This window comes from Acinetobacter sp. UBA2581 (assembly GCF_002339435.1).
GTDB classification, from domain to species: Bacteria; Pseudomonadota; Gammaproteobacteria; order Pseudomonadales; family Moraxellaceae; genus Acinetobacter; species Acinetobacter variabilis.
This window is the reverse complement of record NZ_DDLD01000072.1, coordinates 33689-56987: the sequence shown is the minus strand read 5'-3', so window position 1 is coordinate 56987 and position 23299 is coordinate 33689. Positions and strand designations below refer to the sequence as shown.

Annotated in this window: 23 protein-coding genes; 19 read left to right on the top strand and 4 right to left on the bottom strand. The window is 42.3% G+C overall.

Translation table 11 applies throughout. From position 1 onward, the window contains the following. Nucleotides 1-47 precede the first annotated feature (47 nt). Nucleotides 48-818 (bottom strand): 3-hydroxyacyl-CoA dehydrogenase, encoded by a 771-nt coding sequence (locus tag B3Q46_RS08805; protein WP_034704533.1) that lies wholly within the window; start codon nucleotides 816-818, stop codon nucleotides 48-50. A gap of 138 nt (nucleotides 819-956) precedes the next feature. Between B3Q46_RS08805 and B3Q46_RS08800 the strand changes: the two genes are divergently transcribed. The 4 genes from B3Q46_RS08800 to B3Q46_RS08785 all read left to right on the top strand — a co-directional run bounded on the left by B3Q46_RS08800 (nucleotide 957) and on the right by B3Q46_RS08785 (nucleotide 4682). Further along, a complete protein-coding gene (locus B3Q46_RS08800; RefSeq protein WP_034704535.1) occupies nucleotides 957-1979 on the top strand; it encodes an AraC family transcriptional regulator in 1023 nt (340 codons plus the stop codon). A 227-nt stretch (nucleotides 1980-2206) separates the two neighbouring features. Then, the gene (locus B3Q46_RS08795) at nucleotides 2207-2560 is read left to right on the top strand and encodes a hypothetical protein (protein ID WP_034704537.1); all 354 of its coding nucleotides are present in this window, start codon (nucleotides 2207-2209) and stop codon (nucleotides 2558-2560) included. Nucleotides 2561-2883: 323 nt separating this feature from the next. Then, complete coding sequence (locus B3Q46_RS08790; protein WP_034704539.1) at nucleotides 2884-3855, top strand: aliphatic sulfonate ABC transporter substrate-binding protein; 972 nt, start codon at nucleotides 2884-2886, stop codon at nucleotides 3853-3855. Beyond that, nucleotides 3855-4682 carry an ABC transporter permease gene (locus tag B3Q46_RS08785; RefSeq protein ID WP_034704541.1) on the top strand — a complete coding sequence of 276 codons (828 nt, stop codon included), beginning with the start codon at nucleotides 3855-3857 and terminating at the stop codon, nucleotides 4680-4682. Before B3Q46_RS08790 ends, B3Q46_RS08785 begins: the two co-directional genes overlap by 1 nt. A gap of 69 nt (nucleotides 4683-4751) precedes the next feature. On the opposite strand, the gene prmC is transcribed toward B3Q46_RS08785, so the two are convergent. After that, the gene (gene prmC, locus B3Q46_RS08780) at nucleotides 4752-5570 is read right to left on the bottom strand and encodes a peptide chain release factor N(5)-glutamine methyltransferase (RefSeq protein WP_034704543.1); all 819 of its coding nucleotides are present in this window, start codon (nucleotides 5568-5570) and stop codon (nucleotides 4752-4754) included. Next, on the bottom strand, nucleotides 5570-6658 hold the full coding sequence (prfA, locus tag B3Q46_RS08775) for a peptide chain release factor 1 (protein WP_034704545.1): 1089 nt from the start codon (nucleotides 6656-6658) through the stop codon (nucleotides 5570-5572). The genes prmC and prfA overlap by 1 nt, the downstream gene beginning before the upstream one ends. A 354-nt stretch (nucleotides 6659-7012) precedes the next feature. Here prfA and B3Q46_RS08770 point away from each other — a divergent pair, with 354 nt between their 5' ends. The 4 genes from B3Q46_RS08770 to B3Q46_RS08755 all read left to right on the top strand — a co-directional run bounded on the left by B3Q46_RS08770 (nucleotide 7013) and on the right by B3Q46_RS08755 (nucleotide 10132). After that, nucleotides 7013-7441, top strand: coding sequence for a glycine zipper 2TM domain-containing protein (locus tag B3Q46_RS08770; protein ID WP_034704547.1), 429 nt, complete (start codon nucleotides 7013-7015; stop codon nucleotides 7439-7441). A 249-nt stretch (nucleotides 7442-7690) separates the two neighbouring features. After that, nucleotides 7691-8140, top strand: coding sequence for a hypothetical protein (locus B3Q46_RS08765; protein WP_004783858.1), 450 nt, complete (start codon nucleotides 7691-7693; stop codon nucleotides 8138-8140). Between the two features lie 155 nt (nucleotides 8141-8295). After that, the gene (locus B3Q46_RS08760) at nucleotides 8296-9300 is read left to right on the top strand and encodes an LLM class flavin-dependent oxidoreductase (protein ID WP_034704549.1); all 1005 of its coding nucleotides are present in this window, start codon (nucleotides 8296-8298) and stop codon (nucleotides 9298-9300) included. A 280-nt stretch (nucleotides 9301-9580) separates the two neighbouring features. Then, the gene (locus B3Q46_RS08755; protein ID WP_034706290.1) at nucleotides 9581-10132 is read left to right on the top strand and encodes a hypothetical protein; all 552 of its coding nucleotides are present in this window, start codon (nucleotides 9581-9583) and stop codon (nucleotides 10130-10132) included. Nucleotides 10133-10388: 256 nt separating this feature from the next. Here B3Q46_RS08755 and ppsR read toward each other — a convergent pair whose 3' ends face one another. After that, a complete protein-coding gene (gene ppsR / locus B3Q46_RS08750; RefSeq protein ID WP_208461753.1) occupies nucleotides 10389-11225 on the bottom strand; it encodes a posphoenolpyruvate synthetase regulatory kinase/phosphorylase PpsR in 837 nt (278 codons plus the stop codon). Nucleotides 11226-11379: 154 nt separating this feature from the next. Here ppsR and ppsA point away from each other — a divergent pair, with 154 nt between their 5' ends. The 11 genes from ppsA (at nucleotide 11380) to dnaB (ending at nucleotide 23240) form a co-directional block, all read left to right on the top strand. Then, nucleotides 11380-13758, top strand: coding sequence for a phosphoenolpyruvate synthase (gene ppsA / locus B3Q46_RS08745; RefSeq protein WP_034706293.1), 2379 nt, complete (start codon nucleotides 11380-11382; stop codon nucleotides 13756-13758). Nucleotides 13759-14199: 441 nt separating this feature from the next. Continuing rightward, on the top strand, nucleotides 14200-15006 hold the full coding sequence (locus B3Q46_RS08740) for an RDD family protein (protein WP_034704208.1): 807 nt from the start codon (nucleotides 14200-14202) through the stop codon (nucleotides 15004-15006). A 301-nt stretch (nucleotides 15007-15307) separates the two neighbouring features. Next, complete coding sequence (cyoA, locus tag B3Q46_RS08735; protein ID WP_005236020.1) at nucleotides 15308-16384, top strand: ubiquinol oxidase subunit II; 1077 nt, start codon at nucleotides 15308-15310, stop codon at nucleotides 16382-16384. Between the two features lie 3 nt (nucleotides 16385-16387). Beyond that, nucleotides 16388-18376: a cytochrome o ubiquinol oxidase subunit I gene (gene cyoB / locus B3Q46_RS08730; RefSeq protein ID WP_166134966.1), complete on the top strand. Its 1989-nt coding sequence runs from the start codon at nucleotides 16388-16390 to the stop codon at nucleotides 18374-18376. A 4-nt stretch (nucleotides 18377-18380) separates the two neighbouring features. After that, nucleotides 18381-19001, top strand: coding sequence for a cytochrome o ubiquinol oxidase subunit III (cyoC, locus tag B3Q46_RS08725; RefSeq protein ID WP_004783873.1), 621 nt, complete (start codon nucleotides 18381-18383; stop codon nucleotides 18999-19001). After that, the gene (locus B3Q46_RS08720) at nucleotides 18998-19327 is read left to right on the top strand and encodes a cytochrome o ubiquinol oxidase subunit IV (RefSeq protein ID WP_171065470.1); all 330 of its coding nucleotides are present in this window, start codon (nucleotides 18998-19000) and stop codon (nucleotides 19325-19327) included. The genes cyoC and B3Q46_RS08720 overlap by 4 nt, the downstream gene beginning before the upstream one ends. Nucleotides 19328-19337: 10 nt before the next feature. Further along, nucleotides 19338-20216: a heme o synthase gene (gene cyoE / locus B3Q46_RS08715; RefSeq protein ID WP_005236026.1), complete on the top strand. Its 879-nt coding sequence runs from the start codon at nucleotides 19338-19340 to the stop codon at nucleotides 20214-20216. 285 nt (nucleotides 20217-20501) lie between these two features. Then, the gene (gene rpsF / locus B3Q46_RS08710) at nucleotides 20502-20888 is read left to right on the top strand and encodes a 30S ribosomal protein S6 (protein WP_004696436.1); all 387 of its coding nucleotides are present in this window, start codon (nucleotides 20502-20504) and stop codon (nucleotides 20886-20888) included. 12 nt (nucleotides 20889-20900) lie between these two features. Further along, the gene (gene rpsR, locus B3Q46_RS08705; RefSeq protein WP_004278792.1) at nucleotides 20901-21128 is read left to right on the top strand and encodes a 30S ribosomal protein S18; all 228 of its coding nucleotides are present in this window, start codon (nucleotides 20901-20903) and stop codon (nucleotides 21126-21128) included. Nucleotides 21129-21137: 9 nt separating this feature from the next. Then, nucleotides 21138-21584 (top strand): 50S ribosomal protein L9, encoded by a 447-nt coding sequence (rplI, locus tag B3Q46_RS08700; RefSeq protein WP_004783880.1) that lies wholly within the window; start codon nucleotides 21138-21140, stop codon nucleotides 21582-21584. Between the two features lie 216 nt (nucleotides 21585-21800). Next, a complete protein-coding gene (gene dnaB, locus B3Q46_RS08695) occupies nucleotides 21801-23240 on the top strand; it encodes a replicative DNA helicase (protein WP_004783882.1) in 1440 nt (479 codons plus the stop codon). Nucleotides 23241-23299 lie beyond the last annotated feature (59 nt).

Sequence of the window (23299 nt, the reverse complement as noted above, 5' to 3'; positions counted from 1 at the left end):
TAAACATATCCACTCTGACTTTTGCATTTTGCTTCGTTGGCTCCAACTTATTTTGGAGCCATACGGATGGCACCATCCAGACGAATCACTTCACCATTTAAATAGCTATTTTCGAAGATATGACCCACTAACTGGGCAAATTCCTGAGGTTTGGCGAGACGCGGCGGAAATGGAACCATCTGTCCCAGAGCATCCTGTACATTTTGCGGCATGCCTTTCAGCATTGGGGTTTCCATAATGCCGGGGGCAATGGTCATGACACGAATCGCTTCACGCGCCAGCTCACGTGCTAGTGGCAGCGTCATCGCAACGACCGCACCTTTAGACGCAGAATAAGCTGTCTGACCAATCTGACCATCAAAGGCTGCAACTGAAGCCGTATTCACAATCATGCCACGCTCTTCTTCATCGGTTTGCAGCTCATACTTCGCGATTAAAGCCGCCGCAAAACGCAGCATATTGAATGTGCCACTTACATTGATATTCAACACTTTCTGGAACATTGCTAGTTCATGAATTCCATTACGGCCCAGTACCTTGGCAGAAGGTGCAATACCAGCACAGTTCACCAAGCCATTGAGTTGGCCATACTTGTTTTCAACATGATTAAAGAAAGCTTCAACCGCCTGCTCATCCGTTACATCCAGTTGAACAAATTCAGCCTGCTCACCCAGTTGCTGTTGTAAAGCATTGCCCTGTTCCTGGTTCATATCGACCAGAATCACTTTTGCACCCTGTTCTACCAGATGAGTCGCTGTGGCTGCACCCAGACCTGATGCACCACCAGTTACCACAATCACTTTTCCCTGAATTTTCATGTTAATGTCCTGTTCCTATTTTTATGACAAGCTACGACTTAATAGGCAGAGTAAACAGAGATTTTATTCTGTACAATTTCCAAATGTTGCATCTTCACTGATGGATTTGGACAATAAAGAAGGGATATCTGACTGGCTATGCACTTACCAGCCTTGGAATATAGTAAGGGAACCATTTCAATTGATCTGGTTCATGAAGCACTGCTGAATGCCAAAGCACAGCATTATGATATTGCCGCGATTCTAACTAAGGCTGCCATTCCCTTAGAGATTCTGTACTCTGCTAAAGCACGGGTGTCAGTAGCGCAATATGCCGCGCTATGGACTGCACTTGCCGATAATATGAATGACGAATTTTTTGGCATGGACAGCCATCCAATGCGCCGTGGCAGTTTCAAATTACTATCTAAAATGCTGTTACAGGCAGTTACGCTGGAAAAAGCTCTGCAGCAAATCCTGCAATTTTTTAATCTGATTCTGGATGATCTGCACAGCACACTGATGGTCGAGGAAAACTTTGCCTATATCGTGATCTATGACCAGAAACAGACCAAGCGCATGTTTAGTTATGCAACCTATCTAATGCTGATTCATACCCTGCTATGCTGGTTAAGCGGACAGCGGATTTTACTCAATCAGATTCAACTGAAATGTGCCGCGCCACTCGATGATTTTGATTATAAAGTCCGTTTTTGTGAACAGATTGAATATAAGGCCAGTGAAAACTATATCCAGTTTAATGCAGCCTATTTGCAGCTCCCGGTAAAACAGGATCAGACCTCCTGGTATCAGTTTATTCAGCAGACTCCGCATAACCTGCTAGTTCGCTTTAAAAATCCTTATGCGCTAAGTACACAGATCCGCAAACAGCTTTTAAAAGTACCTCCGGTTGAATGGCTGGAACTAAATGAGCTTGCTTTGAAAATGAATATGTCTGAAGCCACCATGCAACGGCGTCTTAAAAATGAAGGTGTAACTTATCAACAGCTTAAAAATGAAATTCGTCGTGATACAGCTATTGAACTGTTAACCCGTACGGATCAAAGTTTGCAAGACATCAGTGATCAGCTTAACTTCCAGGAAGTCAGTGCTTTTCATCGCGCCTTTAAAAAATGGACAGGGGTTAGTCCAGGTGCCTATAGACAAAATATTACTAGATAATTTATATTCAATAAGACTTAAAAACGATTAAAATTCAGCGTATAAATTTAAATCCATATTTTTTCAACAGTTATATTTTTCAAGGCTTACAGCCCAAAAATAGAGGACTGAACGGTCATCCACAATGCTTTGCATTTCCTATTAATATAGTTTATTTTTCAATCAATCTTTAGTGTTTCACTTTTGGCTGTACTCCCTTTCCCCCTTTCCTTGTTGAAGGTATTTCCATGTTAAAGATGACTGATGTTCTTGGACAAAATCTTGTTCAAAAATTCGCCCAGGCTTTAGTTTCTTCGACCGATCTTAATGCAGAGCAATTGAATCAAGGCATCTTGAATGCGTCTGATTCTGCCCTCAAAGATGCTATTGTGCACTTCTTTAACCAGATTGTTGCCACTGAAGCTGCGAAATCGCTTGAAATTCCGGCTGAGCGCATCGTTGCATTACAACAAGGTATTGCACTGAAAGATGAACAATATCTTGCTGATACCGCCAAAGTCGTGGCTCTTTGCCTGGCAATGGAAACTGGTAGCCTAGATCAAGTCGAAGTTTATGACTGTCTGCAAGACTACCCAATGTAAGCTATCCAGATTTATAAAATAGTGACTCAAAAAGCGATGCGGATGCATCGCTTTTTTATGGCACTCGTTATTTATAAAATCTCATACTGCAAGGACGAATAATTAAAAAAAACAGCTTATCAATTTATGCCATATTATTTTTAAAATTTTATCTAAGCAAAACCCTTCTATTTTTTATTAAAAAAATTTAATTAAAAACAAATACCTAAATTTAAAGCCATTAATTATTTTATTTTTTAATTTGATTATCTTTTTTTCTTTTTTGTGTACTTATCTATTTACCGCTATGAATGTCAAAAATTTAATTCAAAATTGAGATTTTCATGAAAAAAACATTAAAAACTTCGAGTCTGACCTTACTCGGTCTTTCTATTTCTCTTTTTACTGGCTTGGCTAACGCAGCGATTCCATCTGAATTAAAATTGGACTATGCCTATTATGCACCAACCAGTCTGGTGGTCAAAGAACAGAAACTGCTAGAAAAAGCTTTACCAAAAACCAAGATTAAATGGGTATTTAGCCAAGGCAGTAACCGCTCACTCGAATATCTAAATAGTGGTAGCACAGATTTTGCTTCTACTGCAGGTTTAGCGGCAGTGCTTAGCCGCGCCAATGGTAGCCCGATTAAAACAGTTTATATCCAGAGCCAGCCTGAATGGACAGCACTGGTCGTCAATAAAGATTCGAATATCAAATCACTGAAAGATCTGAAAGGTAAAAAGATTGCTGCCACTAAAGGTACAGATCCTTTCTTATTTACCCTACAAGCCTTAGATACGATTGGTTTGGGCAAGCGCGATGTAGAGCTCGTTCATTTACAGCATCCGGATGGTAAGACTGCGTTGGAGCGTAAACAGGTCGATGCTTGGGCAGGCCTTGATCCTTTAATGGCATCTGCGCAGGCGCAGTCAGGTGCCAAATTGCTGTATCGCAATGTCAGTTTTAATTCTTATAGCGTACTCAGCGTAAAAGACCAGTTTGCCAAATCCAGTCCGGAAGCGATTGAAGCGGTAATTAAAGCTTATGAACAGGCACGTAAATGGGCGAAAGCCAATCCCGACAAACTGGCTGAACTATTGGCACGTGAAGCCAAGCTTCCGATTGAAGTTGCTAAGCTTCAACTCAGCCGTACCAATCTAGATCAGAATATTCCAACCACCAAACATACGGGTGCATTACAAAAAGCCGGTCGTATCCTGACGGAAGAAGAACTGGTTCGTAAAGGAACCAATGTCAATCAGGTCGTGACTCAATTATTTGATGCCCGCTATGCAAAAAAGGTTGTAACTAAGTAATGGCTATACCGAAAAGCATCTCGGACCAGTTTAGCGTGGAAGAACAGCCAAAATCCACTGTGCTACCACGCAGCATTTCGCTGATCAAAGCCCTAACCCTGCCTGTTATTTTTATTGTATTGGTAGAAATACTGGTCCGTAATGGCGTGATCGAACCTTATTTATTGCCTGCACCGAGTAGTCTGTTTCAGTCCTTTACTGAACTGGCTGAGGGCGATTTATGGCAACACATTTGGACCAGTAGCTGGCGAGTTTTTCTTGGCTTTGGGATTGGTAGTGGATTGGGACTGATCTTTGCGATCCTGGTTGGGCTAAATAGACATGCAGAAGATTTTCTGGAACCAACGTTTTCTGCGATTAAATCTATTCCAAGTCTAGCCTGGATTCCTTTACTCCTGCTTTGGTTAGGGATTGATGAATCTTCAAAAATCACCTTGATCGCAATTGGTGGCTTCTTCCCGACCTATACCAATACTGTGGCTGCAATTCAGGGTGTGGATCGTAAACTGATTGAAGTCGCAAAAGTCTATCGCCTGAAATACTGGCAACAGGTTCAGCAGATTGTATTGCCTGCTGCCTCACCAGGAATATTGACTGGCTTAAGGAATAGTCTGAGTTTGTCGTGGATGTTTATGATTGCGGCTGAATTGATTGCTGCCACTCAAGGGATTGGCTATCTGCTCAGTGATGGTCGTGAAACTTCACGTCCGGATATTGTGATTATTGCGATTATCCTGTTAGCAGTCCTAGGCAAAATCACCGATAGCATTATGAAGTTGTTTGAAAATCGCTTACTGCGTTGGCGGGATGTGATTAAAAAGTCATAATTTATTTAATAAAAGCATTAGAAAAGCGACCTATCTAGGCCGCTTTTTTATTAAATCAAGCTTTAAAAATTAATGCGGCCACTGACCTAAAGTTACCCGATCATTGCCGCCATAGTCTTTCACTGTACGGACCTGTTTATAACCAGCTTGAGTAAACAGATGACGAACCGCATCGCCCTGATCATAGCCGTGCTCAAGCACAACCCAGCCATTCACGGTCAGATGTTTTTTGGCTTGCTGAATAATCATCTCAATATCAGCCAGACCATTTTTGTCTGAAACCAGCGCACGTTCCGGCTCAGTTGCCAGATCTGGCATATGCTCATCGTCTGCATCAATATACGGTGGATTAGATACAATCGCATCAAAGAACTGCCGACCAAATGGTTTAAGCCATGAACCAAGGATAAATTGCACCTGATCCAAATCATGCTGTTCTGCATTATATTTGGCAACTTCCAGTGTGGGTTCATAAATATCCGAAGCTGTTACAGACCAGTTCGGGCGCTCAGACGCCAGTGACAAGGCAATGGCACCTGTACCAGTCCCCAAGTCAACAATTCGCGCATCTTCCGGCAAGTCTAATTTCAGGACTGTTTCGACCAGCACTTCGGTATCCGGGCGTGGTACTAGCGTATCTTTAGTGACTTTAAGATCCAGTGTCCAGAACGGTTGTGAGCCTGTGACATAAGCCAATGGCTCACCGGCAGCAATCCTCGCCAGACTTTCGACATAGGCCTGTTCCTGTTCAGGCGTTAACTGCTGGTCTTTTTTCACTACCAGATCAAAAGAATCAATCTTGGTAATGTGTTCCAACAACCAGGCATTTTCCTGACGTTCATAACTTTCAGGTTCACCACGTAAAGCCAGTGCTTCTTGAATGTTCATTAGCCACCATTCTGCTGTGCAAGCATGGCCAGCTGATCAGCCTGATATTCACGATGCAGACTGTCTAATAGCTCAGTCAGATCACCTTCCATCACAGCATCCAGCTTATATAAAGTCAGGTTAATACGGTGATCAGTCATACGGCCTTGTGGATAGTTATAGGTACGAATACGTTCTGAACGGTCACCCGAACCGACTAGGTCACGGCGCATTTCAGAAGTCGCTGCATCTGCTGCTGCACGTTTGGCATTTTCCAGACGTGAAACCAACAAGGCCATCGCTTTGGCTTTGTTTTTATGCTGTGAACGTTCATCCTGACATTCCACCACCGTACCGGTTGGAATGTGCGTAATACGCACCGCAGAGTCAGTTTTGTTAATGTGCTGACCACCGGCACCTGATGCGCGGTAAGTGTCGATACGCAAGTCAGCCGGATTAATGTCGACTGATGTATCTACATCCACTTCTGGAAGAATCGCTACCGTACACGCTGAGGTATGTACACGACCTTGCGATTCTGTCGCAGGTACACGTTGTACACGATGCGCCCCACTTTCAAATTTCAGGCGACCATAAACGCCTTCACCATTCACCAGGCAGATGACTTCTTTATAGCCACCGTGCTCACCTTCATTTTCAGACAGGATTTCAATACGCCAGCCTTGAGATTCCGCATACTTGCTATACATACGGAATAAATCACCTGAGAAGATTGCCGCTTCATCACCACCAGTTCCGGCACGGATTTCCAAATAAGCAGAGTTGGCATCATTCGGATCTTTTGGAATCATCAGGATATTTAGTTCAGCTTCAAGCTGTTCGATCAGAGCTTTATTTTCCTTGATCTCTTCCTGCGCCATTTCCTTAAAGTCAGGATCAGACAGCATGGCTTGCGCAGTTTCAATATCTTCTTCAGCCTGTTTGTACTTGGTCCAAACGCTGGTAATCTCGGTTAAATCATTATGCTCACGTGATAACTGGCGAAAACGCTTGTTGTCCGAAATCACTTCCACATCTGCCAATAACGCAGTCAATTCTTCATGACGGTCAGAGAGTTGGTCTAATCGTAAACGTAACGATTCTTTCATTTTCTAAAAAATCTCAAACATAAGGCTGTGACTAAACAGTGATTTAGCACAGCGAAATCAAAAAATTGCGCCTAGTTTAACGATTCTCTGGGTCAATGAACATCATTATTCAGTAAGTCAGTGCTTAGATGCAGCGATGTCACCGCTGTTTATTAACAAATATAAATAAAATCTTCAGTTTTGGATTTTTTCTGCTCAATTCGATCCTTATTTATTTCTCATTTTACAAATTGGCAAATAAACACATTAAATATGGAGGTAGATCTTCACATTCTTTTGGGCATAATTTGTTACATTTTCTGCGTCGAAACACACTAACATATGAAAGTCCTATCAGGGACACGGAGTTACAACATGAAACTCAATGCAATTTTACTGAGTGCTGCAATGGCTGCAGGCTCAATGATGACAGTGAGTGCGCATGCAGACAGTACTGCACGTGTGGCAGCAGCAAGTGCTTTAGGTAGCGTTGCTGGTACTGCACTGGGCAAAAACATGGGGGGCAACACTGGCGCAACAATTGGTGCTGCGTTAGGTGGTGCAGGTGGTGCTGCTGTGGCAAGTAACAAGAAAAACCGTACCTCATCTGCAATTGGTGGTGCTGTAGGTGGTGGTGCTGGTTATACCGTAGGTAAAAACATGGGTGGTTCTAATGGCGGCTATATCGGTTCAGCACTTGGTGCTGCGGGTGGTGCAGCATTAGGTAATAAAATTTCTAAAGATAAAGCAGCCGATCGTGCCAAAGCGAATCGTGCTAAACACTGGAAAAAACGTCACCGTTAATTTCCTGCCCTCAGGCTCTTTAAATTCGACGCTACATTTAACATTAAAAGCACCTGTTTGGGTGCTTTTTTTATTGTACATTCAACACATCCAAATTCATGTAATACATAAACTTATTCGAATAAGATCATGAATAAATTAAGGAGATAAAAATCACAATTCGCCAACACTGCCTCCATGCTATTTGACGGTTGCTAGATTAAATTTATCTCATCAACAAATACAGCTAGATATATAAAAGGTGTACTCATGAATTACAAATCTCTAATGATCGCTGTCGTAGCAACCTCAGCCATGGGTATGACAGCCGCCAATGCCGGAAATACAACGAATACGGCTTTAGCTTCTGCTTTGGGTGGTGTCGTTGGTGCCGCAGTGGGCAATAAAATGGGTGGTACAACTGGCGCAACAATCGGTTCTGCGATTGGCGGTGGTGCTGGTGCCGCAGTAGCAGCGAATAAACGTGACCGTAATGGCGCGATTATCGGTGGTGCTTTAGGTGGTGGTGCCGGTTATGCCGTAGGTAAAAATATGGCGGGTTCTAATGGCGGCTTAATTGGTGCTGCATTAGGTTCTGCAGGTGGTTCTGCCCTTGGTAAAAAAGTCAGCGAAGACCGTCGTTATGATGACCGTTATGACCGTCGCTATAGTTCAAAAAACTATCGTACTAGCAATTACCGTTATAACCACCGTCGCTAAGATTTCCTCTAATTACTTTTCCTCCTTGAATAAGCATCTTCGGATGCTTATTTTTTTGCCTGTTATTTCGATTTACATATATATCGATTTTTTTCGATATACAAATACAATGCAAAGTCGTATGCTCTTAGTCATGTTTATTCAAGAGTAATATTATGCGTACGCTTACCGATACCCAGTTCTCTATTCTCGAACTGGTTCCAGTTCGTGACGATAAGACCATTCAATTCTCCCTGCAACATGCGCTGGAACTGGCTCAGACTGCAGAACGTCTAGGTTATAGCCGGATGTGGCTGGCCGAGCATCATAATATGGATGGTATTGCCAGCTCAGCGACCGCCGTTCTGTTAGGCTATTTACTGGCAAATACCAATAGCATTAAACTTGGCTCTGGTGGCATTATGCTGCCAAACCATGCGCCCCTTGTAGTAGCAGAGCAATTCGGTACATTAGCGACTTTATATCCAGATCGTATTGAACTGGGGTTGGGCCGTGCTCCGGGTACCGATCAAGTGACCATGCGTGCTTTACGTCGTGGCCGGCAGGAAACTGAAGATCAGTTCCCGCAGGATGTTTTAGAAATTCTGCAATACTTTAAAGATCCGATTCCAGGCCAACGCATTGTGGCAACTCCAGGCCAAAGCACACACGTACCTGTGTGGTTATTAGGTTCGAGCCTGTTTAGCGCACAACTGGCAGCAAAACTTGGTCTACCTTATTCTTTTGCCTCTCACTTTGCTCCGCGTATGCTTGGTCAAGCGATTCAATTGTATCGGGACAATTTCGAACCGTCTGAATATCTGGATCGTCCTTATGTTTCTATGGGCGTACCAACTTGTGTAGCAGATACAGATGAAGAAGCTGAATATCTGGCAACAAGTGCTTACCAGCGTGTCCTTGCCCTGATTCGCGGTCAAAGCCTGAAATTGAAAGCACCGATCGATTCTATGAAAGGACTCTGGTCACCACCTGAAAAAATGTCTGTCGATAATTTCTTTGCCATGGCACAGGTGGGTTCTAAAGAAACTGTTAAAGCCGGTCTGGAAGCACTCCTAGCAAAATATGATGTAGATGAGTTTATCTTCACCTGTGATATCTATGACACAGAGAAACGTCTGCATAATTTTGAATTGCTGATGCAGATCAAAAACGGGCAATAATGCTGTCTTGCTTTGCCTAATTTATTCTTATCTATATACCTATTCTTCGGAATGGGTATATTTTTTTAAATTGTGTTTAAAGATTTTAACTTTCTAACTGGATAAATTCATATCTAAGATGGAGCTCCTGTTCTTTAATACATCTATCTCTTATTAAAAATACAATAGAAAAAAGAATGACTGTCTAAGTTAAATTTTGAACTTTACCGTTCTAGGGCTTTTGTTAATATCTATAACAAAGCAAATAAGACCAATTATTAAATAATTTCAAGGAAAAACAATGTCCACCAAGCAGGATGCACACGCGGGTATATTTGAGAATCGTCTCGAAAATTTTCAGCATTTTACTGGCATTAAAGTGCCCTCTTCCCAGCTCGCTGAACTTGACTGTACTGGAAAAGATATTGCGATTATTGGTACGGATCAATTTACCGTAAGCCAGCTCAACAAGATTAGCCAGCAAGCTCACTCAGTAAAAGTTTTTCAGATTAATCCGCAATTTGTATTGCCAGGTACTGAACGTGGTTTGCAGCGGTTATTAAATCACCCCTTAATCATTAAAAATCGACGCCTGTTTAATAACCGGATTAAAAGCATTTTGTCATTACGTTATCTGGAAAATCAGGTACAGAATTTATGGCTCAGACGCCAGCTTATGCCAAATCTTGCGGCCACATCCAAAGTTTATCTTAAATCAGACCACTATTATGCTGCTCTGCAACGTGAAAATTGCCAGCTGATTACCTGGCCTATTGCAAAAATTTCCGAAAATAGTATTCATTGTATTAATGGAGATGAACATCAGGTTGAGCTAATTGTGCATACTTTTTAATCAGCAAGTTAATCTGTTTTTAGCTCATGAGATTAGAAATTCGGAGTGTATTTGGGAAAATTTAGTTCTATAAGATTGAATTTCTGAGTTCATTGAAGAGCAAATAAGCTTAAAAACCAACCATTACATTTTTGATTAAAATATTGAATATTTCAACAATTTATAATATTCATATTTTATTTCTATGAAAGTAGTATTTTTTATTAATTTTTATCTATAAATCAGAGCCAAACTGAAGTCTGGCTCTGAATTCTTTTTAGCCAATTCGACGTTTTAGTCCTGTCATTTGTAAGACACGAGTTGAAATTTCTTCAATCGACATTTCTGAGACATTCAGGTACTTGATCCCTTCCGAAATATAGATACCTTCAATTGCACGCAGTTCCATCTGGCACTGGCTAAAGCTGGCATAACGGCTATTGGCCTTACGTTCCGTACGGATTGCAACCAGACGCTCTGCATCAATCATCAGACCAAAAAGCTTGTTTTTATGCGGTCTTAGCACTGCTGGCAGGCGGTTATCGTCCAGATCTTCTTCAGTTAGCGGATAGTTCGCTACACGAATTCCAAATTGCAAAGATAAATAAATTGAGGTCGGAGTTTTACCGGAACGCGATACGCCAATCAGGATCAGATCAGCCTTATCATAGTGACGCGTACGCGCACCATCATCATTGTCGAGCGCAAAATGTACGGCATCAATACGCGCCTTATAGGACGCGGAATCGGTCACCGCATGGGTCTGACCGACTAAAGTCGTAGGTTCAGTACCAAGCTCTTCTGATAATTTACTTATAAGTCCTTCAAAAACATCAAGATTTACTGCATTTGCAGTATTAATAATGTCTCGTACATAGGGATCCACCAACGTATCGAAAACCAAAGGTTTTTGACCATCTTTTTGGGCACGTTCATTGATTTCTGTGACCACATTCATGGCCGCCTCTTCAGAGCTAATATAAGGGATAATATGAATGTCAAAATCCACATGCGGAAACTGCGCTAACAGCGAGTGGCCAAGGGTTTCAGCAGTAATGGCAGTACCATCGGAAATAAAAAACACACTCCGCTGAATTTGTTTACCTTCTGACATTAAAATTCTCCTCAAACATTTGTCTTAGTACTATATAATCTTTATAGTAAACCGATCTTACATGACTGTCGCTTAGTAAAATCAAAAACCTAGAAGATTTGCTATACTCTCATGCCAAGATAGTGATTAATACTGCAAAAGTGGAGTAACAACTTTGGAAGCGCGCGTAATTGGTCTAGAAAAATTAGGGAAGCACGATGTTGAGCTTGTAGGTGGGAAAAACTCATCTCTGGGCGAAATGATCAGCCACTTATCTAATGCTGGTGTATCAGTACCAGGTGGCTTCGCAACAACAGCTGCTGCTTATCGTGAATTTCTCGAGCAAAGTGGCCTAAACGCTAAAATCAATGCAGAGCTTGCTGCACTTAACGTTGATGACGTCAATGCGCTTGCTGAAACTGGGGCAAAGATTCGTCAATGGATTGTGGAAACTCCACTTACTGCTGAACTGGAAAAGGAAATTCGTGCAGCTTTTGCAGAACTTTCAAACGGCAACCCTGATATCGCGGTTGCCGTTCGTTCATCTGCGACTGCAGAAGACTTACCTGATGCTTCTTTCGCAGGTCAGCAAGAAACCTTCCTGAATATTCGTGGTATCGACAACGTTCTGATCGCGATCAAAGAAGTGTTTGCATCTTTGTACAACGACCGCGCGATCTCTTACCGTGTACACCAAAATTTTGCGCATGACGTGGTTGCTCTTTCTGCTGGCGTACAACGTATGGTTCGCTCAGAAACTGGTGCTGCTGGTGTAATGTTCACTTTAGATACTGAATCAGGCTTCCGTGATGCAGTATTCATTACAGCTTCTTATGGCTTGGGTGAAATGGTGGTTCAAGGTGCAGTAAACCCGGATGAATTCTATATTTCAAAACCGCTTCTAAACGCAGGCAAACATGCTGTACTGCGCCGCAACTTAGGTTCTAAACACCAGAAAATGATTTATGGTGAAGAAGCAGCTGCAGGTAAATCAGTTGTTGTGGTGGATGTAGAGAAAGCAGATCGTCAACAATTTGCATTGAACGATCACGAACTGCAAGAATTGGCTAAACAAGCACTGATCATTGAAAACCACTACGGTTCTCCAATGGACATCGAATGGGCTAAAGACGGTGATGACGGTAAAATCTACATCGTTCAGGCGCGCCCTGAAACTGTGAAGAGCCGTGAAAATGTTGGCACGATGGAACGCTACCTGTTAAAACAACGTGGTACTGTAATCTGTGAAGGCCGTTCAATCGGTCAACGTATCGGTTCTGGTAAAGTCCGCATCGTAACTTCAATTAAAGAAATGGACAAAGTACAAGACGGTGATGTACTTGTATCTGACATGACTGACCCGGATTGGGAACCAGTGATGAAACGTGCTGCTGCGATTGTAACTAACCGTGGTGGTCGTACTTGTCACGCTGCGATCATCGCACGTGAACTTGGGGTTCCAGCTATCGTAGGTTGTGGTAATGCAACCGAAGTCCTGGTTGACGGTCAGGAAGTAACTGTATCTTGTGCTGAAGGTGATACTGGTTTCATCTACGAAGGTGCGCTTGATTTCGAAATCCAAACCAACTCTATCGAATCTATGCCAAAACTTCCGTTCAAAATCATGATGAACGTAGGTAACCCGGATCGTGCATTTGACTTCGCGCAAATTCCGAACGAAGGTATTGGTCTTGCTCGTCTAGAGTTCATCATCAACCGTATGATCGGTGTGCATCCTAAAGCATTATTGAACATCGATAGTCTGCCACGTGAAACTCGCGCTGCTGTACTTGCTCGTACTGCAGGTTATACATCTCCAATCGAATTCTATGTAGAAAAACTGGTTGAAGGTATCTCTACTCTTGCTGCTGCGTTCGCTGACAAACCAGTGATCGTACGTATGTCTGACTTCAAGTCAAACGAATACGCTAACCTGATCGGCGGTAAACTGTACGAACCTGAAGAAGAAAACCCAATGTTGGGCTTCCGTGGTGCAAGCCGTTATGTATCTGACAACTTCCGTGACTGCTTCGAACTTGAATGCCGTGCACTGAAAAAAGTTCGTGACGAAATGGGTCTGACTAACGTTCAAATCATGATCCCGTTCGTACGTACTGTTGCTGAAGCTAAACGTGTTATTGAGCTATTAGGTCAAAACGGTCTGAAACGTGGTGAAAATGGTCTTAAAGTGATCATGATGTGTGAATTGCCAACTAACGCTTTGTTAGCTGAACAGTTCCTTGAACACTTCGATGGTTTCTCTATCGGTTCAAATGACTTGACTCAGTTAACGCTTGGTCTTGACCGTGACTCTGGTATCGTTTCTCACCTATTTGATGAACGTGATCCAGCAGTAAAAGCGCTTCTTTCTATGGCCATCCATGCTTGCCGTAAAGCCGGTAAATATGTAGGTATTTGTGGCCAAGGTCCTTCTGACCACCCAGATCTTGCACAATGGCTGATGGAACAAGGTATTGAATCTGTATCTCTTAACCCAGACTCAGTATTGGATACCTGGTTCTTCCTGTCTGAAGAGAAAGCTCAAAAAGCTTAATTAACTCTTTAAAAAAAGACCCTTTCATAGGGTCTTTTTTTATGTTCTCAATATTACCTAGATATTATCTTAATTATATTTCTAGATATTATCTTAATTATATTTATAGTTAAGTGATTAATCATATGTTTTTTGATTTAACAGAAATCAAATTATTTATATAAGCATAAGCTTCTTAGTGTAATGACAAACAAATACCAACAAACAGCATGAGAAAAAATTGCATAATTAAATTTAAGTGAATTTTCACATCTTGATAGCAAAATCATCAATCCTTGCTACACTGTCTCAATTATGGAGGAATTTGGTGATGAACATTCTTGAAAATCCTAAACTTATCCATATATTACATTTATATTCTTTTATTTGTTTTCAGCCTGAAAATACTTAAACTCCTAGTTCAATTTTTGTCCAAATTTATATTTTTGAGATTCAGTTTATATGCAGATTTACTTGGCACGAAATAATCAACAAGCTGGCCCATATACGCTCGAGCAATTAAATCAGATGCTTGCCAACCAACAGGTACTTCTGACTGATTTGGCTTGGCATCAAGGTATGACCGAATGGAAAGCTTTAGGTGAACTCACCCAAGGGAAACTGATCTATCAGCCTGAAGGCTATGTAGCACCAGAAATGCCAGCAACACCTGCCTATCAGGCTCCACAGAACGCAAATGAGTCAAGTACAGACCATCTTCGTGCCCGCAGCTCTCAAAATGTTGCAGCAAAAAAAGAACTGGCGAGTATTCCAAGCCGTATTTTAGCCAAGATTGTGGATCTGCTTTTATGGCTGCCTGCGACGTTTATTTTGACCGCATTTTTTACTCCTGAACAGGAAACCCAATTCGCACAACTGAACCAGGAATTTATGAATGTGATGTTAAGTAGTGATGCTGACCCTGCTTTGGCACAGCAGCTACAGACTCAGATGTTTGACATGTTTTCACAGCAGGCATGGATTGCGACTGCAATTTACCTGGTGATCATGCTCGCTATTCAGGCTTTTCTGATTGCCAAATCGGGTCAAAGTATCGGTAAAAAACTGACTAAAATTAAGATCGTAGATGCTGAGACTGGTGAAAAAACCAGCTTGATGCGTGCCTTCACTATTCGCAGTGTGTTCCTTATTCTCCTGAATATTATCTTCATGCCACTCAGCACAATCATTGACTGGGCGTTCGGTTTAGGGCAAAAACGTCAAACCGTGCACGATAAACTGGCAAAAACCCAAGTCGTTAAACAATAATTAGTCCTGCCATAAAATGGGATGTTTTGGCATCCCATTTTCCTACATAACTTTGAAATTACAATAAAATTCCTATAAATATTCTTGAAATCCGACCGACAAAATCGGTTTTTATTACAGTCATTTAAAGCACCTTTATATATAGCTTAGTTTGGCAATATCAGGCATAATGCCCTACAACGTAGCGGTGTATTATGATTAGAAGGGTGTTTTGTAAAAAAACGGCCTCTTTTATCATGCGACACTTTAATCGCTATCCCATATTAAATTAGGGAATGGGACTCTTCACCGAGGTTGTAAAATGAGACAAACGATTTTAGCTGTATTGTCTTTATCAACGATGGCTGCACTTTTAACAGGGTGTGGTGGTGATCTAGTACTTCTGAACTCTAAGGGTCCAGTTGCTGAAGGCCAAAGTAGCCTGATGATGACTGCGATTTACTTAATGCTGTTGGTGGTAATTCCATCAATTATCATGGCATTATGGTTCGGTTGGAAATATCGCGCATCGAATAAAGACGCAGACTATAAACCTACATGGGCACACTCTACTGCGATTGAAATTGTAGTTTGGGGTATCCCTGTCATTATTATTGGTATTTTAGCTTGGTTAACTTGGTGGGGTTCCCACAAGTACGACCCATACCGCCCACTTGAGGCAGATAAAGCACCATTAACAGTTCAGGTTATTGCTGAACAGTTCAAATGGATCTTCATCTACCCAGAACAAAACATTGCGACTGTAAACGAAATTCGCTTCCCAGAGAAAACTCCGGTAAGTCTTCGTTTGACTTCTAACTTCACGATGAACTCATTCTTCATCCCTGCGTTAAGTGGTCAGATCTATGCAATGGCGGGTATGCAAACTCACCTGAACTTAATGGCAGACGAAACTAGCCCAGCTGAAGGCTACCGCGGTTTCTCTTCTAACTATTCAGGCTATGGCTTCTCACAAATGCGCTTCCGTGCACATGCTGTGACTGATGCTCAGTTTGCTGAATGGGTAGCTGCAGTTAAAGCAGGTAACGGTACTTCAGTAAATCCAGAAGCAGTTCAAAAAACTGTTTTAGACCAAGCTGAATTTGCAAGCTTGCGTGACGGTAACCGTGGTAAACACCAAATCGAAGCGATTATTGCAAAAGCTACGACTCCTGAAGAGAAGGCTGCTGCTGAAGCAATGAAGCCTTACCCAACTAAGCCACATCCAGTGACTTACTACTCTTCTGTTGAGCAAGGTTTGTTTGAATCTGTGATCAATAACTACATGAGTAACTATCACGGTGCTGATCACTCAGCGTCTTCTGTTGCTCACCAGGAAGCAGCTGCTTCTGAAGCACATGTAGATGTTGAACATGCGACTGCTTCTCAAGGAGAATAATTCATGAGCTTCTTAGGTAAGTTAGGTCCAGATGCAATTCCGTACGATCCAATCGTACTGGTAACTGTTGCAATGATGATCTTAGGTGGTATCGCAGTTGTTGCGGGTATTACCTACTTCAAAAAATGGGGCTACCTGTGGAACGAATGGTTCACATCTGTAGACCATAAAAAAATTGGTATCATGTATATCTTTGTATCAGTGATCATGCTGGTACGTGGTTTCGCCGATGCGATCATGATGCGTCTTCAGCAGTTCCTTGCAAAAGGTGGCGGCGAAGGCTACTTGCACCCAGAACACTATGATCAGATCTTCACCGCACACGGTGTGATCATGATCTTCTTCGTGGCAATGGGTCTTGTTGTTGGCTTAATGAACATCTCTGTACCGCTTCAAATCGGTGCACGTGACGTTGCATTCCCATTATTGAACTCTTTAAGCTTCTGGCTGTTCGCTGGTGCTGCGGGTCTGATGATGGCTTCACTTGCGATTGGTGAATTCGCTGCGACTGGTTGGATGGCTTATCCTCCACTATCAGGCATTGAATACTCTCCTGGCGTAGGTGTGGATTACTACATCTGGGCACTGCAGATTTCAGGTCTGGGTACGCTATTAACGGGTGTTAACTTCTTCGTTACCATCATCAAAATGCGTGCGCCTGGCATGAAACTGATGGAAATGCCAATCTTTACCTGGACATCTTTATGTACAGCAGTATTGATTATCGCAGCATTCCCAGTGTTGACTGCTACTATTGCAATGCTGTCTCTTGACCGTTACTTCGGCTTCCACTTCTTCACAAACGAGCTAGGCGGTAGCCCAATGCTTTATGTGAACTTGATTTGGACTTGGGGTCACCCAGAAGTATACATTCTGGTATTGCCAGCATTTGGTATTTACTCTGAAGTTGTATCGACTTTCGCTCGTAAAGCATTGTTCGGTTACAAATCAATGGTCTATGCAACAGTTGCAATTACAGTATTGTCATTCGTTGTATGGGTTCACCACTTCTTTACCATGGGTGCAGGTGCCAACGTTAACGCATTCTTCGGTATCATGACCATGATTATTGCGATTCCTACTGGTGTGAAAATCTTCTCTTGGTTGTTCACCATGTACAAGGGTCGTATCGTTTACACTACCCCAATGCTATGGACACTTGGCTTCCTTGTGACCTTTGGTATCGGTGGTTTAACAGGTGTATTGATGGCGGTTCCACCAGCGGACTTCCTGGTACACAACTCTTTATTCCTGATCGCTCACTTCCATAACGTAATTATTGGTGGTGTAGTATTCGCTATGTTCGCGGGTATCATCTTCTACTGGCCGAAAATGTTCGGTTGGAGACTGAATGAGACTTGGGGTAAAGCAGCATTCTGGTTCTGGTTCTTCGGTTTCTATTTTGCATTCATGCCACTTTATATCCTTGGTTTCATGGGTATGACTCGTCGTCTGAATACATTTGATAACCCAGACTGGGATCCGTATGTAAACATCGCAATGTTCGGTGCTGTTCTAGTTGCACTTGGTATTGTATGTTTCATCATGCAAATCGTTGTTGGTTTCCTACAACGCGATCAACGTCTAGATTTGACTGGCGATCCATGGGATGGTCGTACGCTTGAATGGGCTACATCTTCTCCTGCTCCGTTCTATAACTTTGCTCATCTTCCAAAGATCAATGGTATTGATACTTTCTGGATCGAGAAAGAAAACGGTGTTGCTTATGCAAAACCTACGAAGTACGAAGATATCCATATGCCGACTAACCGTGCTGCTGGTTTCATTATCGCAATGTTCATCACTGTTATGGGCTTCGCGTTAATCTGGCACATCTGGTGGCTAGTAGCGGTTACTTTCGTAGCAGCTATCATCAGCTTCATCGTGTCTTCTTTCACCAAGAAAGTGGATTACTATGTTCCTGCTGCTGAAGTTGAGCGTATTGAAGGTGAACGTTATGCGATCCTTGAAAAACACTTGAAGAAGGACTAAGACCATGGCTGAAGTACTTCATCACGATAACCACGGGCACGATGAGCATCATCATCACGATGATACTGACATCACTGTCTTTGGTTTCTGGACTTACTTGATGAGTGACCTTATCCTTTTCGGTACACTCTTCATTGCATTCGCTGTTTTAAGTAGCCACGTTCCATTAGGCACTCCAAGCGCGCGTGATCTGTTTGGTGATTCATTAGGCTTCGTTTTAACTGAAACGTTTGCCCTCTTGATCTCTTCCGTAACTTTTGGTTTTGCCGTTCTAGCTGCCTACAAGAAAAACGTTGGTCAGGTTCTTACCTGGTTAGCGATCACTTGGTTATTCGGTGCTGCCTTTATCGGTATGGAACTTTATGAGTTCAATCATTTAGTTCATGCTGGTCATGGCCCTAGCACTTCTGCGTTCCTGTCTTCGTTCTTTACGTTGGTAGGTACGCACGGTATCCACGTGACTTCAGGTTTGGTATGGATGATCGTGTTAATGATTCAAATCAAGAAATATGGTTTGACTCTACCTAACACTCGTCGTCTTGCGTGCCTAAGCTTGTTCTGGCACTTCCTTGACATCGTATGGATCTGTGTATTCAGCGTAGTTTACTTGATGGGAGTTCTATAATGAGTCATGATCATAACGCTGCTGGCGAATCACACGGTAACATGAAGCAATATACTGTTGGCTTCATCCTGTCTGTTGTCCTTACTGTAATTCCATTCGGTATGGTCATGACAGGTGGTTTTAGCCGCGGTATCTTGATTACTGCTATTGCAATTACTGCAGTCGCTCAGATTCTTGTGCAATTAATTTACTTCTTGCACATGAACTCTTCTTCAGAGCAACGCTGGAACGTAATTGCATTTGTGTATACCATCTTAACCATCGCTATTCTTTTAGTGGGTTCTGTATGGATCATGAACTACCTACACTACAATATGATGATCTAAACTGGTTGTCATGCTGAAAAAGTATTTATTCCTGACTAAGCCAGGAATTCTCTTCGGTAACTTTGTTACCACTTTGGGTGGCTACTTCGTAGCCACTCAAGGTTCTGTAGATTTCCTTCTCCTGCTTCTTACTCTTATTGGTACTACTCTCGTAGTAGCATCAGGATGCGTGGTCAATAACGTTATTGATCAGGACATCGACCAAAAAATGCAGCGCACGCAAAATCGCGCACTTGTCAAAAAAACCATTTCTGTACCTGTTGCTCTCGCCTTTGCTTTTGTACTGGGTGTAATCGGTTTTGGCATTTTATGGTTCTGGGTAAATGCATACGCTTTCCTATTCGCAGTTATTGGTTTTGTCGTATACGTTGGTTTTTACAGCTTATGGACAAAACGAACAACTATTCACCAAACACTGGTAGGCAGTATTTCTGGCGCAGCACCGCCTGTGATCGGTTATACCGCAGTTGCAAGTCAGTTTGACTTAGGTGCCCTTTTAATTTTTCTAGGGTATGCACTCTGGCAAATGCCTCATTCATGGGGAATTGCAGTTTACCGTTTTGAAGATTACAAAAATGCAGGCATTCCAATTCTGCCTGTCGCCCGTTCAATTCGACGTACCAAGATCGAATCTTTGATCTACGTGATATTGTTCGGAATCACCATGAATGCTCTATTTGTTTATGGTTATGCAAACTGGATTTATCTGGTGGTATTGAATCTGATGACGCTTTACTGGATCTATCTCAGTATTCAGGGCTTTAAAGCTGAAGATGATCAGGCATGGGCAAAACAGTATTTCATGTTCTCGGTCAAACTGATTACCGTGATCAGTATTATTTTCAGTTTTACTTCTACTGCCCCGCAGAATCCAATCATATTTTTTTAAAAAGATAGAGTTTTACTCTATCTTTTTTATTTCTTCTGCTAAATAAATAATTCCCTTAAAGCCAATTTAAAGTAACTGTGTTTCTTCCAGAAATTTCCTTCTTGTAAATTTTTTCATTAACTTCCTTATCTGCTTAAACATTCATCATCTGGCAAGATTTGCTTGTATTTCAGCCCCAAAACCACTAAACTTCACGCTTCGCATATTATGCGACACAACCAAGGTTGTGACTCCTTGCTTCAATTTCACTTAAATTGGGGCTGTTTAAACCGTAAGGAGCTGACAATGCGTCACTACGAAATCGTACTATTGGTACATCCAGACCAAAGCGATCAAGTTGTGGGTATGGTAGAACGTTACCTGACTCACATCAAAGAAGCTGAAGGTCAAATCCACCGTCTTGAAGACTGGGGCCGTCGTCAATTGGCTTACCCAATCAACAAGATCCACAAAGCTCACTACATTCTTATGAATGTTGAGTGTGGTCAAACTACTCTTGATGAGCTAGAAGAATTGTTCCGTTATAACGATGCAATCATTCGTAGCCTTATCATCCGTCGTGAAAACGCTATCACTGAAGAGTCACTATTGGCTAAGAGTGCTGAAGAAAAACGTGCGCGTAAAGCTCAACGTGAAGAAGCACAACAAGCTCAAGACTCTGCTGAAGCATAAGGAGAACCTAACATGGCACGTTTTTACCGTCGTCGCAAGTTCTGCCGCTTTACAGCTGAGAACGTTACGTACATCGACTACAAAGATATCGACACTTTAAAACAGTACATCACTGAAAACGGCAAGATTGTTCCTAGCCGTATTACAGGTACTAAAGCTCGTTACCAACGTCAGCTAGCACTTGCTATCAAACAAGCTCGCTACTTGTCTTTGATCCCTTACACTGACAATCATAAGTGAGGTTGAGCTGTGGATATTATCTTATTACAACGCATTAAAAACCTTGGTAAACTTGGTGATAAAGTTTCAGTTAAAGCTGGTTACGGTCGTAACTACTTGATCCCTCAAGGTAAAGCAGTTGCAGCTACTGAAGCTAACACTGCTGCTTTTGAAGCTCGTCGTGCTGAACTTGAGAAACAAGAAGCTGAAGTATTAGCTGCTGCTCAAGCACGTGCTGACCAATTGAACGAAGTTAACATCGTAATCACTGCGAAAGCTGGTGATGAAGGTAAACTGTTCGGTTCAATCGGTACTCGTGACATCGCTGACGCGTTGACAAATGCTGGTCTTACAGTTGACCGTGCTGAAGTTCGTCTTCCAAATGGCGCGCTTCGCAACACTGGTGAATTCAACATCGCAATTCAATTGCACCATGATGTTGCTGCAGAAGTTCTGGTTACTATCGTAGCTGAGTAATTTCTCACCGAAAAAAGGGCATGCTTTGGCATGCTCTTTTTTTATCTGTAAAAAATATAATCTGCTCAACAGTAAAAAATTCAATTTATTCTTCGCGTTCACAAAAAATTGCACTTCGCATTTTGGATTAGACCGCGTATCATTTCATCTCGTAGTGAATAAACCTTATTCATCTCCGACAATATTTAACCATTGTATTTAAAATCAGGGATTTATATGTCACAGGCGAATGCCAGCAAAAAGGCACCTACCGCTAAACCAGAAATTGTTGCTGATACCCAACTTAAGGAGTTCCGTACTCCCCCGCACAATTTAGCGATTGAACAGGCTGTACTTGCTGCCCTTATGACTGTGGCTGAATCTTTTGAACAAGTCGGCGATGTGCTGACTGAAAATGATTTTTATGCGACCCGGCATAAATATATTTTCCGTGCCATTGAACAGCTTTCTAAGGAAAACTCGCCTTATGATGCAGTACTGGTACATGACTGGCTGATCAAACAGAACTTACTCGATGCTGTCGGTGGTGAAGAATATTTAATGCAGCTGATGGCTGACTCCCCTTCAAGTTTCTATAACCTGGAAACCTATGCGGGTAAAATTAAAGAGTTCTCTACTTTACGTAGCATGATCAAAGTCAGCTCTGAAATTTTACAGAATGCCTATGACACTAAAGGCCGTCCAGTGAGTGAAATTCTGGATCTGGCTGAAACCAATATTTTCTCGATTGCCGAACAACATAATAACAATGCCAAGGCTCAAGGCCCCAAAGCCATCAATACTGTTGTAGCTGACGTATTCGACAAGTTGAATGAACTGTCCCAATTAGAAGGTTCAATTACCGGTTTAACTACGGGATTCGTAGAACTGGACAATAAAACTTCTGGTATGCAGGCCGGTGACTTGATTATTGTCGCAGCTCGTCCTTCTATGGGTAAAACCACCTTTGCCATGAATTTGGTCGAAAGTGTGCTGTTTAACAACAACCTCCCTGCGCTGGTCTATTCGATGGAAATGCCAGCGGATTCGATTGCGATGCGTTTGATTTCATCTTTCGGCCGCGTGCATCAAGGGCATTTACGTGCCGGTAAAATGGACAGTGATGAATGGTCTAAGGTGACCAGTACCATTGTACATTTACAGGAAAAGCATCTTTATATCGATGACTCCTCTGCACTACCACCGACTGAGGTTCGTGCGCGTGCGCGTCGTATTGCCAAAATGCATGGTGGTAAACTCGGTTGTATCATGGTCGATTATCTTCAGTTGATGAAAGTGCCGGGTATGGGTGATAACCGTGTAGGCGAGATCTCGGAGATTTCTCGCAGCTTAAAAGCCTTGGCTAAAGAAATGCAATGTCCTGTGATTGCCTTATCACAGTTGAACCGTTCTCTGGAGAACCGTCCAAACAAACGCCCGGTAATGTCTGACCTTCGTGAATCTGGTGCGATCGAGCAGGATGCCGATTTGATCATGTTTATTTACCGTGACGAGGTTTATAACAAGGAATCCAAAGAAGCTGGTACTGCCGAGATTATTATTGGAAAACAGCGTAATGGTCCAATTGGTACAGTTCGTCTGGCATTTGAAGGTCAATATACCCGTTTCAGTAACCTCTCTCCTGAATTCTATGCCCAATATGATGATGAAGAATAAGCACTCAAGGTTAATTTGATTCCAAAAAAGAGGCCGAAATGGTCTCTTTTTTATTTAGA